This window comes from Cohnella cellulosilytica, assembly GCF_042431195.1.
In the GTDB taxonomy this organism is placed as follows: Bacteria; Bacillota; Bacilli; order Paenibacillales; family Paenibacillaceae; genus Cohnella; species Cohnella cellulosilytica.
Genome location: NZ_JBHMDN010000003.1, coordinates 25,730 through 44,589, shown reverse-complemented (window position 1 = coordinate 44,589; position 18,860 = coordinate 25,730). Strand labels below are relative to the sequence as shown.

Sequence of the window (18,860 nt, the reverse complement as noted above, 5' to 3'; positions counted from 1 at the left end):
CGCGGTGGATATTTTAGGCTGGATCCTTATCGTTGTTTTGTTTGCCGTCGGCATGGCCGGGGCGATTTATCCGATTTTGCCGGGAGCTCTGGCGATTTACGCGGCTTTTTTCATCTATGGGTGGTTTTTTTCGTTCGCGCCGTTCGGCTGGTGGTTCTGGATTATCCAGACGCTGATCGTGGTCGTGCTGTTCGTGGCGGATTATATGGTGAACGCGTGGGGGGTCAAGAAGTTCGGAGGCTCCCGGGCATCGGTCATCGGCAGCACGATCGGCATTCTGGTCGGCCCGTTCGTCATCCCCGCCTTCGGCTTGATTATCGGACCGCTGGCCGGCGCCATTCTCGGCGAGCTGATTCACGGCTCGGAATTCAATCGCGCGCTGAAGGTCGGCTGGGGCTCGCTCGTCGGCCTGTTCACAAGCACTGTCGTGAAGGTGCTGCTGCAGGCGGCGATGATCGTTCTTTTTATCGTTTGGCTCATTTTTAATTAACTTAGATAAACGAAGAGGTCACCTTGAAAAAAGACACCTTACTCAAAAGCACGCTCATTCTGGCCGCCGCCGCTCTCGTCGCGCGCGCGCTGGGCATTTTCCAACGGGTGCCGCTCGATTATCTGATGGATGATCTCGGCAACATCTATTACAACAACGCGAACTCCATTTATTTGCTGCTGCTGATCGTGGCGACCGCGGGCATTCCGAGCGCCGTCAGCAAAATGGTGTCCGGCCGCTACGCGATCGGACGCGTCCAGGAAGCGCAGCAGGTGTACCGGGCCGCGATGCTGTTCGGCATGGTTGCCGGCGTCGTCATTACGGTCGGGCTGTGGCTGATCGCGCCGGTTATCGCCTCGTCGATTCTGAAGGAGCCGGAAGCCGCGACGGCGATCCGGGCGATCGCGCCGTCTCTGCTGCTGTTTCCGATGATCGCCATGATGCGGGGCTATTTTCAGGGCCGGCAATTCGTGACCGCGGGCGGCATCTCGCAGATCGTCGAGCAGATTTTGCGTGTCGTGGCCGCCGTCGTCATCGCCTACGCGTTCTATTCGATCAATCCGGCCAACGAGGAAGGCATCGCGGCCGGCGGGGCTTTCGGCAGCGTGTTCGGCAGCATCGGCGCCTTCGCCGTGATGCTGTATTATTCGCGCAAGCTGAAGGCGAGCGACCGTCTGGAGTCCCGGCTGCAGCCGGATTCGTCGCGCCAGCTGCGCCTGCGCTCCATCTACAAGGAGCTGTTCAACCTGTCCATTCCGGTCGTGATGACCGGGATCACCGTTCAGCTTCTGTATACGCTGGACAATTTTATGATCAAATCGCTGACGGTCGGCCATTTCGAGCAGGAGACGATCAACCATTGGGCGGCGGTGTACGGGATGAACGCCCAATCGATCGCCGGCATTCCGATCATTCTGGCCGTGGCGCTCAGCCAGTCGATCATTCCGCACATCTCGTCCGCCCATGCGCTGAAGGATGCCGGCAAGGTCGGCCAGCAAGCGTCGTTGGCGGTGCGGATCGCGCTGTTCAGCGGCATGCCGGTCGTGCTGCTGCTTGGGGTCGGCGCTTACAGCGTGAACGGCCTGCTGTTCGAGAAGCCGATCGGCAGCCAGATCGTCGGGATGCTGACGCTGGGCACCATTTTCCAGATCGGCATGATGGTGACGAATTCGATTCTGCTGGGCATCTCCGAGCCGAAGAAGGCGACGATTCACGCGCTGACCGGCATTCTGCTCAAAATCGTTCTCAGCTTTGCGCTCGCGCCGTTCTTCGGCGTCTACGGCATTATCGCGGCGACGACGGTGTGCTTTATTTGGGCGCTCGCCTTTAACGTCCTCAGCCTAAGGAAACGATCGCGCTTCAAGTTTCTCGGCAAGCGCTGGGTTCCGTTCCTGCTGACGGTAGCGATCGCGGCGGCGGTTATTTGGGCCGCGGAATGGGCCGTGCTGGCGATCTGCGGCGGACTGCCGGCCAAGCTGACGTTTTTCCTGGCCTGCGGGGTGATGGGCGGCGTGCTGGCGGTGCTGTACCCGGCGCTGCTCGTCTATCTCGGCGTCGTGACGGCGGAGGAAATCTCCACCTATCCCAAGCCGGTACGGCGGCTTCTGGCGCCCTTCATGAGGCTGCGCTCCAGAAGAACGGCGGCTTGAAGCTTGTATTGGCCGAACAGATGCTCATGGGTCAGATCGACGATGCGCGGAGGGCGAACCGGCTCGATATAGCCGAACGCCCCGGCGTCGCGATACCAGTCCCGCGGTTCGACACGGGGCGGCGCCCTGTCGGACCAGGCTTGCGCCAAACGAGGGCTTAACCACGGCGAATTCCCGGCGGCTCGATCCGCCCCGGCGAATTCGCCGTTTTTGCCGTGCGCGTTCGTTGCGAAACGGTGCGGCCAGTAATCCGCTCTCGAGCCGGTATGGGGAACGTGCCTGGCGAAGGCCGAGACGGCCCGAAGCACCCGGGGATAGCCGAACAGCAGGCCGTAAAGGGAAATCCCGAACTCGATTCTTTCCCGCAAATCCTCGAAGCTCTCCAGTACCCTTCCCGCCAGCCGAAGCGGCCGGGCTCCGCCCGCGGCCTCTCCCTGCCATAAAGGAAAAACGATTTGATTCGTCTGCAGCAGCGCCTGGCTTCGGAACGCCGGCGAATCCAGCACGGTTCGGCGGTAATGGGCGTCCTCCACGACGCGAAGCTGGAGGTTGTTCTGTTCGTTAACGACGAGCGCTTCGGTGAGAGGAACCGGGTTGCCGTCCGCCCAGAACCGCTCCCAGAACGGCGGCATAAACGTGGAGATGCCGAATTCGGGGAGCAGGCCGGACAGATTGCGGCCCGAACGTCTGCCCTCGGCGTACAGCCGCAATTGCGGATAGGCGTCGCCGAAGATCAATCCGTTGCACGTCTCCAGCATCTCGAAGATCGCCCCGGCCAGCCGGTCGTCGAGCAGACGGGGGAGCCACTCTCCTTTTAAATCGGTCATGCCCCAGCCTCCGTTGCGCGATACCATATGGGCGAGGAACGCCCAGTGCAGCTCGGGAAAAGCCCGGTACAGCTCCCAATAGGCAGCCGTCCGGGTTACGTTGTTGCGGTTCAGCTCCGCCGTCTCCCCGCGGATGCGGGAAATCAGCTCCTGGTCCCCGGCCATGCGGAGGCGCGATGCGGGAGGCTGGACGGACGGGGGAGAGCAGGGCTCGCAATCAAGCGGCAGCCTGACGCGGGTGAGGCGGCGAGAGTGCCACAGACCGGCAGCTTTGCCGGACAGCGCGGCGAACAGTCGCCGGATCGTGCCGATGACGATAACAAACCTCTCCTTCGGGCGACGGCAGCGGGATCGGCAGGAAATCCCGGCGGGTTCGTCGAAAGTAGAAAGTAGGCCGGGCAGCTTGTTAGGGCGTTGTCAGCCAGTTATTTTGCGGGAGGGAAATCATTCGTGAACAAAAAAGCAACAAAAAGGTTCGGATGGCTAGTATGCGCATTATTGTTGGCCTTTATCGTCGGCTGCGAGCCGGTCGGCGGTTTAAATCTGAACGACATGCTGACCAAACAGCTCGACGTTACCCATCAGGAGCAGTCGTTGACGCTGGAACTGAAAGTCGACGTCAACGAGGAGCTGCTGGCCTTGGAGGACGAGGAAACGACGAGGGGTGTCGATCTGTTCCGCAGCGTCAAAGTGGAGATCGCCCAGGCCAAGACGGACGAGAAAGGCAGCCAATGGCTGACGGGAACGCTGACGACAAGCAAGGGAAGCCTTCCTTTTACGCTTCATTCGGATAGCCGGACGATCAGAATCGACGTGGAGGGCGCGAAGCGTCCGTTTGTCCTGTCGCTTGCGGAACTGGAGGAGACGCTCGGCGCGGGATTCGGCTCGACCGGGGAGCTCCAGCAGGCGCTTGCGGAGTCGGTGCGCGGACTGGTCAAGAGCGTCGCCGGCTATTTTGTCCAAGGACTGCCCAATCCTCCCTCCATCACGGTGGACCGGACGAACGAGACGATTCACGGGGAGACGGTCGGCCTGTCGAAGGTGCATGCGGAGCTGGACGGCGAGCAGCTGGGACAGCTGATTCCGGTGTATTTGGAAAATCTGATCGGCGACATCGACGGGATGACGGAAGTCGTCGCCAACGTTCTGCGCTGGATCTCCGAATTGCCTCCGGAGCTTAAGGAAATCTTCGGAGCGGACGAGATCGTCGGTCCGGAAACGGATATCGACTTGTTCGCCGAGTCGCTCGTGGAGACGGCGCTGTATCCGGGATTGCTCGAAATCAAGGAAGATTTGGACAGCTTCCGGGAATCGGAAGAATGGGCGGCGATTTTCGATAAGGGCATTAAGCTGAAAACCGATCTGTACGTGGACGAATCGCTGTACGTTCGCAAGTCGAACTTCGAGGCGATTATCGTTCCGGCGGCGTTCGCCGAAGAGACCAGCCCCGTTCGCAGCGTCACGATAAGCGCGTCCGGCGAAAATTGGAACGTGAACGGAGCCGTTGATATTCCGGCCGTGGAGGTGCCGCGCAACGCGTTGACGATTCAGGAACTGGACAGCTTCGACCCTTACCGGGTCGTCGGCTTGTTCGAGACGGATTCGGTGCTGTACGATCTGTTGAAGAACGACTTCCAAATCGACGATCAGAGCTTCCAGCTGAGCAGCGAGTGGGGCATCCCGTTCTATCTGGACGAGGAGGGCACCGCTTTCGTGCCGCTTCGGGAGACGCTCGGAGAATTCAACATTCGTCCGAGCCTGGAGATTCCCGCGGACGGGCAGCTGGAAATTCGTTTCTACGACCGGCCTACGGGCAAATCGATCGTTTTCCGTAAGGACTCCGATCAGGCAACGGTGAACGGGGAAGCCGTCAAGCTGACGCATCCGCTCGTGAACGACATGAATATCACCTACGTAGCGGCGGATGATCTGTTCGGCCTGCTCGGCGCGGAGTACAGCGTTGTCGACCTGGAGGAATACGGGGAGATGATCATGCAGGTTGCGCGAGATCTGTAAGGCGTTATAATAGCATCAGGAGAAAAGAAGGAGTGGGCGCCCATGCTGAAAATAACCGACGAATCGATTTTCCGCGAACAAATCGCCGGAGATCGGCTGACGGTGGCGGTGTTCAAGACGACCTGGTGCAAGGATTGCCATTTTATCGATCCGTTCATCGGAGAAGTCGAGACGGCGTACGCCGATCGGCTGTCGATGGTGGAGGTGGACCGCGACGACTTGCCGGAGCTTTGCGGAGAGCTGAACATTCTGGGCATTCCGAGCTTTATCGCCTTCCGGCAGGGCCGCGAGCTGGTCCGATTCGTCAGCAAGCTTCGCAAGACGCGCGACGAAATCGAGCAGTTCCTCGATCGGGCCGTCGAAGTGTCCGCTGCGATCCCGGGCTGAAGCAAAGAAGCTGTCCCGTAAGCAGAGCTGCTTGAGAGGATCGATAGACAAAGAAAGGGTATGTACCTCCTGGAGAATGCCTCATACGCTCCTGAAATCACCCTGTCACGGGTTTACCATTTCAGATTTCAGGAGCGTATAGCATCGGAAGGAGGTACATACCCTTTTCCCATTTATCATCGATTGTCTTTCAAAGCAGCTTGGTCGGCTTAGAGGGACAGCTTCTTTGCGGCGGGCAAAGTTCACATTATGAACATGGTTTTAGCCATGGAGGTTCGGTATAATGGGAACGGGCACCTTGAGCCAACTTTCACATGAAATCGGGGATATGCAATGACTTTCCAAAGATATCGTCTGCTGGCATTATTGACCTGCATCGGCATGTTTCTCGTTCTGATCGCGGGCGTTCTTGTGACGAATACCGATTCCGGCCGCGGTTGCGGCACGGATTGGCCGCTGTGCAACGGCAAATTCGTTCCCGCGTATACGGTGGAATCGATGGTGGAATACAGTCACCGCATGATTAGCGGCATCGTCGGCCTGCTCGTCGGCGCGACGTATTTGGTTACGCACTTCTGGAAGCCGGCTCGCCGCCGCGAAAACCTGCTGTACGCAGGGGGAGCGCTGCTGTTTACCGTGATGCAGGCCATTCTTGGCGCGATGGCGGTAAAGTGGGAGCAGTCGTCGATTGTTATGGCGCTCCACTTCGGCATCTCGCTGTTCGCCTTCACCTGCACCTGGCTGCTATATAAGCTTGTCAAACGTCAGACCGCGGAGCAAAACGGCCAAGCGGAGGCGGTCTCGTCCAAGAAGGAGCGGCTCCGGCAGCCTTCTGCGGCGGGATCGGTTTCCAATAGGCTGTACGGAGGTCTGATCGCGGTTATCGCTTATTGCTACGGCGTCGTCTATCTTGGCGCGTTTATCCGCCATACAAGCTCGGGCGGGGCGTGCGAAGGCTGGCCGCTCTGCAACGGAGCGATCGTGCCCGAGCTGTCCGGATCGACCGCCGTCGCGTTCGCCCACCGGCTGGCCGCGCTGCTGCTGCTGGTGCTGATCGCGATTGTCTCGATTTACGTCCGCAAGGCGGCCGGCGCTTCGTCGGAGCTGACTTCCATCGGCAACAAGGCGCTGATTCTCGTCGTCTTGCAAGTGTTGAGCGGGGGCCTGCTGTCTTTTACGTTAACGAACGAAGACGCCTACGTTTTCACCGGATTGCTGCATACGGTCATCATATCGGCTCTGTTCAGCATGCTGGTGCTGCTGGCGATTCGCATGCGGCAATCGATGAAAAAATAAAGTTCCGTCGGAGAGAAGAGACGGCGCGGAACCGACGTCCGGTTGAGCGCGCCGTCTCTTTTGCGTTACAATGGGACAAGATGCGTTAACCGATGCTGGGGGGAAAGCCATTTGCTTAGAGTTCTGTTCGGAGAACGGCCGCGCGAATGGACCGGGATGCCGCTCGAGACGGCCCGTTCCATCGAAGCTTTCGCCCGGCGCTGCGCCGATCTTGCGGACCGGAGGCCGGAACAGGCGAAGAAGTACCGCACTTATGCGATCTGGGCGGAAGGCTTGCTTCGTTCGATGGACGAGTTGGAGCAGAGCTGTTACGCGGCCAAGAAATACGCGCAGCGGATCACGCACTCGCGGATCGACGATTTCACGGACGACGAGAGGATCAGCTACGACCGCCACGTTTATTTTGACAAAAACGCCTATATCCGTTTCTTTGCTCTGCTGGACAAGCTGGGAACGCTGTTGAATCAACTGCTCGATCTTCGGACGGAGCGGATGAAAGCCCATTATTCCTACTTTACGATGCTGCGGAATATGAATCAGAACGGCCTTCATTCGGAGCTGGCGAAGCCGCTCAACGAGCTCAAGGAGCAGCACCAGCGCGCGATGAGCCGTCTGCGGAGCCGCAGAAACATCGAGATTCACCAGATGAACGCGGAGCTGCGGGACGACTTGTCCCAAAGTCTCGCGAACAACGGGGGCAGCAGAACGCTGGAAAATCTCGGCCCCAACATGGAGGATCTGGATCGGGGCTGGGCGATGGTTCAGGGCTCGCTGCATGCCGCTTTTCGCTATGCGTGCGCCTACTTGCGCCGGACGGAGTAAGCTGACAACGGGACGGAGGGGAACCGCGTGAAGCTGTTGGGCAAAACCGCGCTGATCACGGGCAGCGCCAAAGGATTGGGAAGACGCACCGCGCTGGAGCTGGCGGCCCACGGCTGCGACGTGGCGATCAATTACGTGAACAGCCGGGACGAAGCCGAAGGGCTTGTCGAGGAAATCGGGGCGCTGGGACGCAAAGCTTACGCGATCCAAGCGGATATCGCGCTTTCCGCCGATTCGGAGCGCCTCGTATCGGAGGCGGAGAAACGGTTCGGGGGAGTCGACATTCTCGTTAACAACGCCGGACCGTTCATTCGCGAACGGCGGTTGTTCGCGGATTATTCCAAGGACGACATTCATTATCTGATGAACGGAAACCTGGTCGGCACGATGCTGATGGACCATCGCGTCCTGCCCGGCATGCGGGCGAGGCAGTGGGGGAGAATTATCCACTTCGGCTTCGGCCATGCTTCGGAAGCGAGATCCTGGCCTCATCGCGCCGTGTACGCGGCGGCCAAAGTCGGGCTCGTGTCGTTCACGAAGACGCTGGCGGTGGAGGAAGCGGCGAGCGGGATTACGGTGAACATGATCTGTCCGGGGGATATCCGGGGCGGCAACAAGGAGAAGAGCATCGCCGACGTCGTCGGCCTCATGGACGACGAGTCGCCGCGCGGCCGGCCGGGAAGCGGCGAGGACGTCGCGCGCATGATCGCTTTCCTGTGCATGCCGGAATCGGACTTCATTACGGGCAATACGATCGACGTATCCGGAGGATTGGACCCGATCCGGACGATGCTTAAGCGATGACAAAAGGTCCTGCCGGATCGGCAGGACCTTCTAAGCTTCCCGATGAAGGAAAATCAGAACACTTGAACGACTTCCTGAATGCCTTCGACTTCTTCCAGCAATGCGCGCTCGATCCCTGCTTTGAGCGTGATCGTGGAGCTCGGGCAGCTGCCGCAAGCGCCCATTAGACGCAGCTTGACGATGCCGTCTTCGATGTCGACGAGTTCGACGTCTCCTCCGTCGCGCTGCAAGAACGGACGCAGCTTGTCAAGAACGTCGCTCACTTCGTCGTACATGCTTGGAGCATTGGTACTCATGATCATCCACTCCTTTCTCCCTCTATTATAGTACAAATAGGAGCATTTTCAAACAGACCATGTTTAGCATTTTTGCATCAGGAAAGGAAAATGAACGCGATGAACATCGTGGAGTTTTGCGTGAGCAACGCTCATCACGGGACCGACGAAGTCTTGAAGCGGCTGGAACGGCTCCCGGACGTCGAAGTGATCGAATACGGCTGCCTCGGCAACTGCGGAGAATGCTTTCTGTCTCCTTACGCCTTGGTGAACGGCGAGAGCGTCGTGGCCGAGACGGCCGAGCGGCTGTACGATCTGGTGGTGGAGGAGATGGCCCGGCAGGACCAGGAGCGAAGCGCCCTGGATAAACTGCTGGACGATCTCTGATTCTGCTGCCCTCGGAGTAGGCAGACACGCCCCTAGCCGAAGTGGCGCTTGCTCTTCCACAGCACCCCGCTCTTCAGCATGCGGGGAATGCGGCCGAGCAACGGAGTGGCGCCCATTAAGCCGAAGCCCGCTTTTTTGCCCAGCGAGCCGAGGACGCCCTTCAGCTTGATGCGGCCCAGTCTCGCTTCCTTGCCCTGCCAACGGGCGCGAATCACTTCGGCTACCTGTTTGCCCTGCGCTCCCGCAAGCTGCGCGCTCGGGGAGAACGGCTGGCTGGAGCAGTCGCCGACGACGTAGACATGACTGTAGTCCGGAAGCTCGTGATACTCGTTTACGATAAGACGGCCCTGGGGATCCTTCGGCAGCGCCAATCTCTGAACGAGCTCGACCGGCTGGATGCCCGCGGTCCACAAGGTGACGTCCGTCACGATGGTTTCGGATCCGTTGTGGATGACGCCCGGCTCCAGCGAGGTGATGCCGATGTGCGAACGCATCTCCACGTCGTGCTCGCGGAACCAGGAGGCGACGTATTCCTGAAGCTTGCCCGGAAAGGCGGACATGACGCTGTTGCCGCGGTCGAGAATGCGGATATTGATGTCCTTGCGGCTTTCCCGCAGCTCGGCCGCCAATTCGACGCCGCTCAGGCCTCCGCCGACGATGGACAGCTGCCCGTAGGGGCGAATGTCGTTGATCTGCTGGAAGGTGCGCCGAGTCGCCGATAAGGATTGAATGCTGCACGTATAATCGGCCGCGCCGGGAATGCCGTGGTAGCTGTCGGTGCAGCCGAGGGCGATGACGAGCGAATCGTAAGCGATCGGCTCTTGCTGGGACACATGAACGATTCGACGATCGAGATCGATATCGGTAATATTGCCGTAAACCATCTGCAGTTGGGGGTGAACGGGATATCCGACGCGTATTTCCAGGTCGGATACCGTACCTGCCGCCAAAGCGTAATACTCCGTTTTTAAACCTTGATAGGGCATGCGTTCCACCAGAACGAGCTGCGCATCGTGAGGAATGTGCTCCAGCAGCTCTTGAACGATCATGATTCCGCCATACCCGCCGCCTAAAATAACGACCTTGCTCATACCTGTTCTCCTTTGATGTCGGTTAGCCTTAGTATGACACAGAAGAGCCCCCGTCTAGCCGACGGGGAACTCCGAATTATTCGTATATTTTGATTTCGTTATAGAACGTGTCGCGTTCCACGGGGATTCGTCCGGCGCCTTTGATAAGCCATATCAGATCCTCCTTCGTAATGCCGGAAGGAGTCAGCGCGCCCGCCGCGTGGCTGATCTTCTCCCGCACGATCGTGCCGTGCGCGTCGGAAGCCCCCATCGTCAGGGAGACTTGCGTCAGCTGCGTGCCGATATTGATGAAATAAGCTTTAATATGTTGAATATTGTCCAGCATCAGCCGGCTGATCGCGATCGCCTTCAGATCGTCGTAAGCGGAGTTTCTGCGGCGAATGCTCGCTTTCGGGCTGATAGGCTGCATCGAGAGCGGGATGAACACCTGGAAGCCGTTCGTCTCGTCCTGCAGCTCCCGAATATGAAGCATATGCTGAACCCGTTCCTCCAGCGTCTCCACGGAGCCGTACAGCATGGTCGTATGCGTGCGGAGGCCGAGGTTGTGCGCCGTCCGGTGAACCTCCAAATACTGCTCGATGTTCGCTTTGTGAACGCGCATTTTTTTCCGATAATGATCGGACAGAATTTCCGCTCCGCCCCCGGTCAGCGTCTCCAGGCCGGCCTCGATCAGGCGTTCGAGCACTTCGCGGTAAGTCAGACCCGAATGCCGGGAGAAAAAGTCGATTTCGGCCGCGGTATAGGCTTTAAGGGTAACGTTCGGATACTGCTGCTTTAACGCCCGAAGCGATTCGATATAATATTCGAACGGAACGTTGCGGTTGTGGCCTCCGACGATATGGAATTCGCGAACGCCGGGATGGATGTGCTGTTCGACGTAATCAATCATTTCCCGGGGCGACAGCGTATAAGCGCCGTCTTGCCCTTCGTCCTTGCGGAAATTGCAGAACGCGCAGCGTTCCTCGCACACGTTCGTAAAATAAAGGCTCATGTTTTCGATGAAATAAACCTTTTTGCCGTTTTTTCTTAAATTCACCTCGTTGGCCAATTGCCCGATCGTCAACAAATCGTCGGAACGATAGAGGAAAACTCCGTCCTCCAAGGTCAAGCGTTCGCCGTTCCTGACTTTGTCGGCGATTTCCGCCATCTGGCGGTCGGGATGCGTCGTAACGAGAGTCATGGCATGCGCCTCCAGCCGTAATTGAGATAACAAAGTAGTGCGATTAAGAAAATCGACTATTTGTGAAAAAAATAACTTTCCACGAAAACCTATAAATCCAAACGTAAACAACCTGTAAACATTATAAACCTGAACCCCCCTTACGGCAACTGGAAATAGAAAAGGTATAAACTCTGGCAAAAGCGGGAATCAACTTGAATAATAAGAAAAATATGGTTAATGTAGAATTAAAATATCGAATGAGGCGGTGTGTGATCATTGAAGCCGGACGTTTTGCCACTCAGCGAGCTGGAAAAAATGGAGGAAGCCGAGAAGATTCAAATTTTGCAGCAGTACAGGGCGGCATATACGATTAAAGATTTAAGCCAAGCCTGGAACCTGAACAATCCGATTCAATATTATATGTGGTTGAAGAAGCAGCGCATTTACGAAAAAATCGTGCGCCGTTCGGACAAGTTCGATCCCTCCAAGGAGTGGAAAAGGATGCAGGCGACGGGGGCGCTCGAGACCGACCGTGGAACCGTGCGCAGCTTGTCCGCGGATCAATTCCGCTATACTCTGGATACGGAATCCGCGGGGCAGGAGCTGGCGCTCGTATTTCGCCGCCTGGCCGACTTCCTGCTTAACGAGAAAGGGCAATTCCGCTGTCGCATCGAGCTGAAGGCGATCGCGCAGCCGGCGACGGGCGATGCCTCTCTTGAGGCTTGAGGTTCTCTGGAGTATACTTATATAGAGAACGACAGCACTTAAGGAGGGAAACCGATCATGACGACAATGGTGAATATCAGCGAGTCGGCTACGGAGAAAATACAGGAAATGCTTGCCGCGGAAGAAATTCCGAATTTGTTTTTGCGCATTGGCGTGCAGGAAGGCGGATGCAGCGGCTTCTCATATGGCATGGGCTTCGATGACGAGACCCATGACGGCGACAGCGAGATGGAGATCCGCGGCGTGAGAGTTGTCGTCGACGGCGACAGCATGAAGTATTTGCACGGTCTGGAGATTGACTGGAAGGAATCCGCCATGGGCGGCGGCTTCACCATCCACAATCCGAACGCGACTGCCACATGCGGCTGCGGCTCGAGCTTCAGAACGGCCACGGAAGCGGGAAATCCGGCTGCGGAGCCTTGCTGATTAAGGGATTTGGATAATCTTGAATCGTTCGGGTGTAGGTTGGAAGAACCTCCTTACATGTGTGATGTATTACGCATGCTGGGAGGTTTTTTTGTTTGTCGTTCAGGTGAATGCGATCGATCGCGTAGAGAACAAAAAGAGACCTTGCAATTGTTACGTCTTTCCTGAATACTGAGATCACAAGCAAGATAGAGCAGCGGACGGCAGGTCATTTATCCAAGAATTGAGGGCGAAAAATGGAGCAAACTCAAGTGCAAATCGACGAATTGAAGCGGACCACGGAACAGACGGCTGAAATGACCGTTCAGCTGATACAAATGAATGGCAAAGCCATTTTCGCTATTGAGGAAGTTAGGCGCGAAGTAAATGAAGTGAGGCAGGAAGTTGAGGCAGTGAAGCAGGAAGTTGAGCATGTAAAACGGGATGTTGAGGAAGTGAAGCAGGAAGTTGAGCATATAAAACGGGATGTTGAGGAAGTGAAGCAGGAGGTTGAGGAACTGCGTCAGGAAGTGCGAACGGGATTTCAGGCAATGGATGCAAAATTCGAAGCCATCAATACGAACTTTGAACGGCTGTTCAGCGAAATGATCAAAATTAGAAAAGAAGCCGACATTACAACAAAAAGGTTCGAGTTGAAGCTAATCGAATAGACACGGATTCGAATTGAAAAGAGCCGCGAGGCTCTTATATTTACGATACAGAATTTATAAGTTTCACCGTTATCATTGACTGTATCGTCTCCGACAAAAACGCGTTCGTCATCCTAAGGATGCCGCAGGCGTTTTTGCTTGTTGCCATTCAGACGACACGATCGTTCAGACGATGACCGAGATTTAGAAAATTCGAACTGAAAACAACCCCAAAAACGCCAAAATTTTATCCCTGAAAATAAAAAAATTTAGAGAATTTAAACAGGAAAATAAGCCGGGCAGAGGGCTGAGGCGTTTTAAGACCTGCGAATCATTTTTATGCCTCTAAAGCCAACGATTCGACGACATCCGTCTAAATTCTGCCGGACCGCAGTGGGAGGATATGACTAAAGGAACGCCGGGAGAATGGGAAAAAGGCGCGTCGAATCGGGCATTTTTGTTCATGGCGACGATTATTGAGTATTGACGAAACCCCTAACATTTGCTTAATATTTCTTGTGGAACTTTCCAAAAATTTTCGTTTTATGATAAGTTATAACATGATATGGAAAATGGGTACATTATTCGGGAGAGGGATCGCAAAGTGGATTTTCGGGATAAGAAGCTGAAGCTCATTAAGCGCAACATTGAAAACTTGCGCAACGAGATGATTCTGGCCTACGTGAAAAACGGGGCGGATATGCGCAACGCGCAGGTGCTGGAAATTTCCCAGCTGCTCGACGAGCAATTGAATCGTTATGAGAAATGCCGCACAACGGCAAGAACGGCCAGCAACGGCCATACGTTCGTTTATCGTCCTCGGCGCGCCACGAATTTGTCCGTGCAAGTCTAACGGTCGTTCCGGCCGGATATTCGGCTGTCCGCGTCCTTCTCTGATACGTCTCCGACATCGCGTTTTCTCCGCTCCAGGGACGCCGAAGGCGTTCTGTACGTGCTGTAGGTTAACGTAACCGTTACGCCTTCCGCCAGTTCGTTGGGGAAAATGCCCACCAGCAGACTGCAATCGTCGTTGCCGCCCATCAGATGAACGGTCGATTCGTCCGCGTATTCCGCGAACGCCAAGCTTCGCTGCCGAAACGCTCGTCGATAATAATCGCCGGCTTGTTCGGCGTTCCCGCGCAGATTAAACGTACACAAGCAACCGATGCGATCGGATTCGCTCGTGCTGAGCGCGCGCAATTGTTCGGCCTCCTCGGGAATCGGGAAATCCGGAAGGCTGTCGTCGACCCCGCCGCTCGATTCCGATACGTTCGCCGCATCATCCTGTTCTCTCTCGCCCGAAGAACGACCTCTCGACGGCTCTGCGGTTTCCGCCGTCTGTTCCCCTCGTTGCCCCGTCAACGCTTTCACCCCGTTCATTAGCACCGCCAGCACAGATATCATGCGCGCGAGCGGTCGTTTTCCGTTCCTGCCGCTCATTCGAATTCCCTCCCCCGGCAAATCGAGCATCACTATATCCGTATGGCCGCGAGCGTGTCCTCATGTCGATTTCTCTCGTTCTCCGCCGCTCCGCAATCGTCAAAGCCGTCGATCATTCGGCAAATTGGGGCGAATCTCCGGCGTCATCCATCCAAGAACCTGTCCTGCGAAACGAGTATGTATAAACATACCCTCAGGAAAGGAGCCGTTAGATGGAGGTCACGATTAGCAGGCAGCTGGCCAACAAATGGACGAAGACGAACGCCCTGCGTTCGAACTCCTATATCGCCGGGCATATCCCGCCTTCAAGGCTGTTAAACGCGGCAAATTTACGGAAAATGCTCGCCCGTCACGGGATGGTCGTCGTTAAGCCGGTCCGGGGCGGAGGGGGAGTCGGCGTCATCAAAATCGAGAAGCTCGGCTCGTCGTACAGGCTTACGCATAAATCCAGCAGAAGAACCTTGTCGTCGTTTAAAGGCTTGATGAAAGCCCTGAACGCTACCCGGCTTAAAAGAGCGTATCTGATTCAAAAAGGCATCCGGCTTGCGACCATCGGAGGACGGCCGATCGATTACCGGGTGAAATACGTGAAGGAAAACGGAGTCTGGACCTATCGTTCGATGGTGGGGAGATTGGCCCGACGCGGGCTGTTCGTAACCAACCTGTGCCGAGGAGGCACGCAGATGACCGCCGCGCAAGGCATCCGCCGCTCTCTGTCGGCGAGGCTTGTCGCCAAGAAGAAACGCGAAATGCGACATTTGACGAAAACGTCAACGGCGCTGCTGGAGAGCCGTTATCCGGGCATCGGCCAGCTCGGCTACGACTACGGCATCGACCGGAAAGGACATATTTGGATGCTGGAGGTCAATACTCGACCGCAGTAAGCGAGCGCAGCCGACAATCTTCTCTATAGAAAGCGGTAATGGAATATTTTGCGGTTATGAAAGTTCTTTATTGGAATCCGCTCGAAAAATCTGTGTATAACTTCATCCACAATATACACACCGTCATTAAAGGATTTGTGGCAGATTTCAACAAAATACACACAACTTACGCACATCCCCTTGTGGATAATTGTCGGCTTGTCCGACTTCGTCCGGGCATGCTATGATGCCTTCACAAACCTTGGGAGAGGGTGTGGGGCATGTTGCCGCTATTAACCGATGAACTGTTGTTGGACGCTTACCGCAGCGCTCTGCGCATGCAATTGGACAGAGAGTTCGTACGCTTGCTGCGAACGGAAATCCGGAGAAGGAAGCTGTCGGTCCCCGAAGAGAGGTTCGCCTAAATATGCCATGCGGCAATGTTCACCGGGAACTCATGCTGGCAGCCGACGCAGCGGACGACGTGCCGGCAGGTCCCTTGGGCGGCGACAGGTTCCTCGAAGGAGACGAGATCGGGTTCGTAGGGAGAATAGGGACCGCTCCAATCGCTCGAACGACCTTCGTCTTCGGTCGGGGAACCGCAATTCGGACAAGAAATCTTTAGGGGGCTTAAGGCGTTGCAAACCGGACATATCAAACAGGGCATCCTCCTTAGGCCGGCGGCTACCGGCAGTCTAAGCTAGGATGCCCTTATTGTTGTCCGACGATCGCGATTCGGACTTAAAACTTCATGTTGCTGCTGTGGCCCGGAGACAGCTTGGCGTCCGGGTCGATATAGACTTTGGCGTTGTTGATGGCGGTCGGCGCTTCGCCGAAGCCGACGGCAATCAGCTTAAGCTTGCCGGGATACGTCGTAATGTCGCCGGCGGCGAAAATGCCGGGAATGCTCGTCTCCATCCGCGAATCGACGAGGATAGAGCCGCCTTCGATCTCGAAGCCCCATTCCGCGATCGGGCCGAGGGAGCTGACGAACCCGAAGTTGACGATCACCGCATCCACTTCGTGCTCCGTGACGTCTCCGGACTTCACGTCGGTTAGCGTAACCCGGGAAATCGCACCCTCTCCGTGCAGTGCGGTAATTTCCGTAGGCGTGACGACGTTCACGGCGGAACGGTTGAGCAGCTCCACGCTGTGCTCGTGAGCGCGGAATTTATCGCGGCGATGGACAAGCGTTACCTTCTCCGCGATCGGCTCGAGCATGAGCGCCCAATCGAGCGCCGAGTCGCCGCCTCCGCTGATCAGCACCTTCTGCCCGCGGAACTTCTCCAGGTCGCTGACGAAATAGTGGAGATTCGTCTTCTCGTAAGCTGCCGCCTCCGGCAGCTCTAGCTTGCGCGGCTCGAACGCGCCTACGCCGGCCGCAATAATGACGGCGCGTGCATGGTGAACCCTTTTGTCGGTAACAATTTCAAAGAGACGTTCTTCGAGCTTGGTCAGCTTCGACACTTTTTCTTCCAAGTAAACGTCGGGTTTGAACAGCTCCAACTGAGTCTTCAAGTTTTCGACAAGCTCTTGGGCGGTCACTTTGGGGAATCCCGCAACATCATATATATTTTTCTCGGGATACAACGCGGATAACTGGCCTCCGAGCTGGGGCATGCTTTCGATCAGGCTGACGGACATCTTTCTCATGCCGCCGTAGAAAGCCGCGAACAGGCCGGCGGGTCCTCCGCCGATAATCGCGACGTCCACTGGCGTAATGCTGGAATTCAAAATGCGACACCTCCGTGTAATGATGCCGATAGTAGGGACTAAACGTTTCCATTATAAACTTGTCGACAAACAGAAGAAAGCTTTTTGTACGGATGCCCAAATTTATTCGTGAAAAAGAACCTTGAAAATTGTTGGAAAAGCCGATATGATCTACACTAGAGTTTCGTTAAGTGGCTTAGCGAAAGAGATTGTGTAATTTTTCACAAACTAATCACACAAAGGGATTGGATGGGATCATCAATGAGCAGTATACCTAAAATCGTCATTCTGGGCGCAGGCTATGGCGGTGTATTGACATCGCTTCGTCTGCAGAAGGAATTGAATTATAATGAAGCGGATGTCACTTTGGTCAATAAGCACGATTACCACTACATCACGACGCATTTGCACATGCCGGCGGCCGGAACGGACAACCCGGAGAACGCGCGCGTCAACATTTCCAAGCTGATCGACGAATTCAAGATCGACTTCGTCAAGTCGACGGTCGTACAGATTCGCCCTCAGGATCGCAAGGTTATTCTGGAGGACGGAACGCTCTCTTACGATTATTTGATCATCGGTCTGGGCGGCGAGCCCGAGACGTTCGGCATTCCCGGAATGGTCGAGCATGCGTTCAACATCCGCAGCATTAACTCGGTTCGCCTCATCCGCGAGCATATCGAGTACCAGTTCGCGCGCTTCAAGCGCGAGCCGCACCGCACCGATTACCTGACGTTCGTCATCGGCGGCGCGGGCTTCACGGGCATCGAATTCATCGGCGAGCTGGCCGACCGCATTCCCGAGCTGTGCAAGCAGTTCGACGTCGACCAATCGCTCGTTAAAATTATTAACATCGAAGCGGCTCCGACCGCGCTTCCGGGCTTCGATCCGGAGCTGGTCGAATACGCGATGCAGGTGCTGCAGAAGAAAGGCGTCACATTCCGCATCGGCACGGCCGTCAAGGAGTGCACGGCGGACGGCGTTATCGTCGGAGAAGGCGAAGAGATCAAGTCGCAGACGGTCATCTGGACCGGCGGCGTTCGCGGCAACCGCCTGATCGAGGAAGCCGGCATCGAGACGATGAGAGGCCGGGTGAAAGTCGACGAGTTTCTGCGCGCTCCCGGTCACGAGAACGTCTACGTGCTGGGCGACAACTCCCTCGTGTTCAATCCGGACGGCGGACGTCCTTACCCGCCGACGGCCCAGATCGCGATGCAGCAGGGCGTCAACTGCGCCCACAACCTGGTGGCGTCGATTCGCAACCAGCCGCTCAAGCCGTTCGTATTCAGCAACAAGGGCGCCGTGGCGTCGCTCGGCAAGGGAGAAGCGATCGGCGTAGCGTTCGGCAAGAAGTACAAAGGCCGCACGGCGGCATGGCTCAAGAAGGCAATCGACCTGCGCTACCTGTTCATCATCGGCGGCATTCCGCTTGTGCTGCGCAAGGGTAAATTCCTGTAATGAGACACTGCAGCGTGCAAGTGCGGGGCCTGTTGACGCGAGACGAACTGGACCGTTACAACGCGCTGATGGAAGTGGGCTCTTATCTGGAGACGCAGAAGCGCTACGACCTTGTCGCTATCGTGCAGGCGGAAGTGGATCTGCTCATCCAGCCGGGCATTGAACGGCTGAAGGAGAAGGGCCGCCAGCGCGACCGGATGACGGCGGAATATCTCGAAGAGAAACGCCGCGCCGAATGGGAAGCGCAAATGCGCGAGCTGGACGAGAGCGAATAAAATAGCTTTAGACGAAGGCGGGTTATCGATGCGCATTGGCGCATGGGCAACCCGCCTTTTCGATTAGATGAAGAAGAACGTCGAAATCTGGTAATATTAACATCAGGTATTGTATTCCACCAGC

The 18,860-nt window shown here is 56.4% G+C and carries 22 protein-coding genes; 16 read left to right on the top strand and 6 right to left on the bottom strand.

The window, feature by feature from the left end; genetic code table 11:
* Window positions 1–4 precede the first annotated feature (4 nt).
* Window positions 5–490 (top strand): DUF456 domain-containing protein, encoded by a 486-nt coding sequence (locus ACFFT4_RS00670; RefSeq protein WP_378044232.1) that lies wholly within the window; start codon window positions 5–7, stop codon window positions 488–490.
* Window positions 491–513: 23 nt separating this feature from the next.
* The gene (locus ACFFT4_RS00665) at window positions 514–2,139 is read left to right on the top strand and encodes a putative polysaccharide biosynthesis protein (RefSeq protein WP_378044231.1); all 1,626 of its coding nucleotides are present in this window, start codon (window positions 514–516) and stop codon (window positions 2,137–2,139) included.
* Here ACFFT4_RS00665 and ACFFT4_RS00660 read toward each other — a convergent pair.
* Complete coding sequence (locus tag ACFFT4_RS00660) at window positions 2,070–3,131, bottom strand: DUF2515 family protein (protein ID WP_378044230.1); 1,062 nt, start codon at window positions 3,129–3,131, stop codon at window positions 2,070–2,072. The two genes, ACFFT4_RS00665 and ACFFT4_RS00660, sit on opposite strands and share 70 nt — an antisense overlap.
* A gap of 285 nt (window positions 3,132–3,416) precedes the next feature.
* On the opposite strand from ACFFT4_RS00660, the gene ACFFT4_RS00655 reads away from it, so the two are divergent.
* The 5 genes from ACFFT4_RS00655 to ACFFT4_RS00635 all read left to right on the top strand — a co-directional run bounded on the left by ACFFT4_RS00655 (window position 3,417) and on the right by ACFFT4_RS00635 (window position 8,291).
* Entirely contained in the window at window positions 3,417–4,982 is a 1,566-nt protein-coding gene (locus tag ACFFT4_RS00655) for a stalk domain-containing protein (RefSeq protein WP_378044228.1), read from the top strand.
* Between the two features lie 9 nt (window positions 4,983–4,991).
* Window positions 4,992–5,369: a thioredoxin family protein gene (locus ACFFT4_RS00650; protein ID WP_465252426.1), complete on the top strand. Its 378-nt coding sequence runs from the start codon at window positions 4,992–4,994 to the stop codon at window positions 5,367–5,369.
* A gap of 333 nt (window positions 5,370–5,702) precedes the next feature.
* Entirely contained in the window at window positions 5,703–6,665 is a 963-nt protein-coding gene (locus ACFFT4_RS00645; RefSeq protein WP_378044225.1) for a COX15/CtaA family protein, read from the top strand.
* Window positions 6,666–6,776: 111 nt separating this feature from the next.
* Window positions 6,777–7,487 carry a Cthe_2314 family HEPN domain-containing protein gene (locus tag ACFFT4_RS00640; protein WP_378044223.1) on the top strand — a complete coding sequence of 237 codons (711 nt, stop codon included), beginning with the start codon at window positions 6,777–6,779 and terminating at the stop codon, window positions 7,485–7,487.
* Window positions 7,488–7,520: 33 nt separating this feature from the next.
* Entirely contained in the window at window positions 7,521–8,291 is a 771-nt protein-coding gene (locus ACFFT4_RS00635) for an SDR family oxidoreductase (RefSeq protein WP_378044271.1), read from the top strand.
* 53 nt (window positions 8,292–8,344) lie between these two features.
* Here ACFFT4_RS00635 and ACFFT4_RS00630 read toward each other — a convergent pair whose 3' ends face one another.
* The gene (locus ACFFT4_RS00630) at window positions 8,345–8,587 is read right to left on the bottom strand and encodes a NifU family protein (RefSeq protein WP_094050128.1); all 243 of its coding nucleotides are present in this window, start codon (window positions 8,585–8,587) and stop codon (window positions 8,345–8,347) included.
* A gap of 99 nt (window positions 8,588–8,686) precedes the next feature.
* On the opposite strand from ACFFT4_RS00630, the gene ACFFT4_RS00625 reads away from it, so the two are divergent.
* Window positions 8,687–8,953, top strand: coding sequence for a YuzB family protein (locus tag ACFFT4_RS00625; protein ID WP_378044270.1), 267 nt, complete (start codon window positions 8,687–8,689; stop codon window positions 8,951–8,953).
* Window positions 8,954–8,985: 32 nt separating this feature from the next.
* On the opposite strand, the gene ACFFT4_RS00620 is transcribed toward ACFFT4_RS00625, so the two are convergent.
* On the bottom strand, window positions 8,986–10,044 hold the full coding sequence (locus tag ACFFT4_RS00620) for an NAD(P)/FAD-dependent oxidoreductase (RefSeq protein ID WP_378044222.1): 1,059 nt from the start codon (window positions 10,042–10,044) through the stop codon (window positions 8,986–8,988).
* A 76-nt stretch (window positions 10,045–10,120) separates the two neighbouring features.
* On the bottom strand, window positions 10,121–11,224 hold the full coding sequence (gene mqnE / locus ACFFT4_RS00615) for an aminofutalosine synthase MqnE (protein ID WP_378044220.1): 1,104 nt from the start codon (window positions 11,222–11,224) through the stop codon (window positions 10,121–10,123).
* 258 nt (window positions 11,225–11,482) lie between these two features.
* On the opposite strand from mqnE, the gene ACFFT4_RS00610 reads away from it, so the two are divergent.
* The 4 genes from ACFFT4_RS00610 (at window position 11,483) to ACFFT4_RS00595 (ending at window position 13,840) form a co-directional block, all read left to right on the top strand.
* Window positions 11,483–11,932 carry a hypothetical protein gene (locus tag ACFFT4_RS00610; protein ID WP_378044219.1) on the top strand — a complete coding sequence of 150 codons (450 nt, stop codon included), beginning with the start codon at window positions 11,483–11,485 and terminating at the stop codon, window positions 11,930–11,932.
* Window positions 11,933–11,998: 66 nt separating this feature from the next.
* Complete coding sequence (gene erpA / locus ACFFT4_RS00605; RefSeq protein ID WP_378044268.1) at window positions 11,999–12,358, top strand: iron-sulfur cluster insertion protein ErpA; 360 nt, start codon at window positions 11,999–12,001, stop codon at window positions 12,356–12,358.
* Window positions 12,359–12,594: 236 nt separating this feature from the next.
* A complete protein-coding gene (locus ACFFT4_RS00600) occupies window positions 12,595–13,008 on the top strand; it encodes a hypothetical protein (RefSeq protein ID WP_378044218.1) in 414 nt (137 codons plus the stop codon).
* Between the two features lie 583 nt (window positions 13,009–13,591).
* Window positions 13,592–13,840, top strand: a complete 249-nt coding sequence (locus tag ACFFT4_RS00595; protein ID WP_378044216.1) for a Spo0E family sporulation regulatory protein-aspartic acid phosphatase — start codon at window positions 13,592–13,594, stop codon at window positions 13,838–13,840.
* Here the strand turns inward: ACFFT4_RS00595 and ACFFT4_RS00590 are convergent.
* The gene (locus ACFFT4_RS00590; protein ID WP_378044214.1) at window positions 13,837–14,427 is read right to left on the bottom strand and encodes a hypothetical protein; all 591 of its coding nucleotides are present in this window, start codon (window positions 14,425–14,427) and stop codon (window positions 13,837–13,839) included. The two genes, ACFFT4_RS00595 and ACFFT4_RS00590, sit on opposite strands and share 4 nt — an antisense overlap.
* 212 nt (window positions 14,428–14,639) lie before the next feature.
* On the opposite strand from ACFFT4_RS00590, the gene ACFFT4_RS00585 reads away from it, so the two are divergent.
* Entirely contained in the window at window positions 14,640–15,311 is a 672-nt protein-coding gene (locus ACFFT4_RS00585) for a YheC/YheD family protein (RefSeq protein ID WP_378044212.1), read from the top strand.
* A gap of 260 nt (window positions 15,312–15,571) precedes the next feature.
* A complete protein-coding gene (sda, locus tag ACFFT4_RS00580) occupies window positions 15,572–15,715 on the top strand; it encodes a sporulation histidine kinase inhibitor Sda (RefSeq protein WP_378044210.1) in 144 nt (47 codons plus the stop codon).
* 316 nt (window positions 15,716–16,031) lie between these two features.
* On the opposite strand, the gene ACFFT4_RS00575 is transcribed toward sda, so the two are convergent.
* Window positions 16,032–17,024: an NAD(P)/FAD-dependent oxidoreductase gene (locus ACFFT4_RS00575; RefSeq protein WP_378044208.1), complete on the bottom strand. Its 993-nt coding sequence runs from the start codon at window positions 17,022–17,024 to the stop codon at window positions 16,032–16,034.
* 240 nt (window positions 17,025–17,264) lie between these two features.
* Here ACFFT4_RS00575 and ACFFT4_RS00570 point away from each other — a divergent pair, with 240 nt between their 5' ends.
* Window positions 17,265–18,461 (top strand): NAD(P)/FAD-dependent oxidoreductase, encoded by a 1,197-nt coding sequence (locus ACFFT4_RS00570; RefSeq protein ID WP_378044207.1) that lies wholly within the window; start codon window positions 17,265–17,267, stop codon window positions 18,459–18,461.
* Entirely contained in the window at window positions 18,461–18,736 is a 276-nt protein-coding gene (locus ACFFT4_RS00565) for a hypothetical protein (protein ID WP_378044205.1), read from the top strand. Before ACFFT4_RS00570 ends, ACFFT4_RS00565 begins: the two co-directional genes overlap by 1 nt.
* Window positions 18,737–18,860 lie beyond the last annotated feature (124 nt).

Coding starts and splice junctions, on each gene's coding strand:
- ACFFT4_RS00660 (WP_378044230.1), bottom strand. CDS start 3,131: ATGGCCGGGGACCAGGAGCTGATTTCCCGCATCCGCGGGGAGACGGCG.
- ACFFT4_RS00645 (WP_378044225.1), top strand. CDS start 5,703: ATGACTTTCCAAAGATATCGTCTGCTGGCATTATTGACCTGCATCGGC.
- ACFFT4_RS00630 (WP_094050128.1), bottom strand. CDS start 8,587: ATGAGTACCAATGCTCCAAGCATGTACGACGAAGTGAGCGACGTTCTT.
- ACFFT4_RS00625 (WP_378044270.1), top strand. CDS start 8,687: ATGAACATCGTGGAGTTTTGCGTGAGCAACGCTCATCACGGGACCGAC.
- ACFFT4_RS00620 (WP_378044222.1), bottom strand. CDS start 10,044: ATGAGCAAGGTCGTTATTTTAGGCGGCGGGTATGGCGGAATCATGATC.
- mqnE (WP_378044220.1), bottom strand. CDS start 11,224: ATGACTCTCGTTACGACGCATCCCGACCGCCAGATGGCGGAAATCGCC.
- erpA (WP_378044268.1), top strand. CDS start 11,999: ATGGTGAATATCAGCGAGTCGGCTACGGAGAAAATACAGGAAATGCTT.
- ACFFT4_RS00600 (WP_378044218.1), top strand. CDS start 12,595: ATGGAGCAAACTCAAGTGCAAATCGACGAATTGAAGCGGACCACGGAA.
- ACFFT4_RS00590 (WP_378044214.1), bottom strand. CDS start 14,427: ATGAGCGGCAGGAACGGAAAACGACCGCTCGCGCGCATGATATCTGTG.
- ACFFT4_RS00585 (WP_378044212.1), top strand. CDS start 14,640: ATGGAGGTCACGATTAGCAGGCAGCTGGCCAACAAATGGACGAAGACG.
- sda (WP_378044210.1), top strand. CDS start 15,572: ATGTTGCCGCTATTAACCGATGAACTGTTGTTGGACGCTTACCGCAGC.
- ACFFT4_RS00570 (WP_378044207.1), top strand. CDS start 17,265: ATGAGCAGTATACCTAAAATCGTCATTCTGGGCGCAGGCTATGGCGGT.
- ACFFT4_RS00565 (WP_378044205.1), top strand. CDS start 18,461: ATGAGACACTGCAGCGTGCAAGTGCGGGGCCTGTTGACGCGAGACGAA.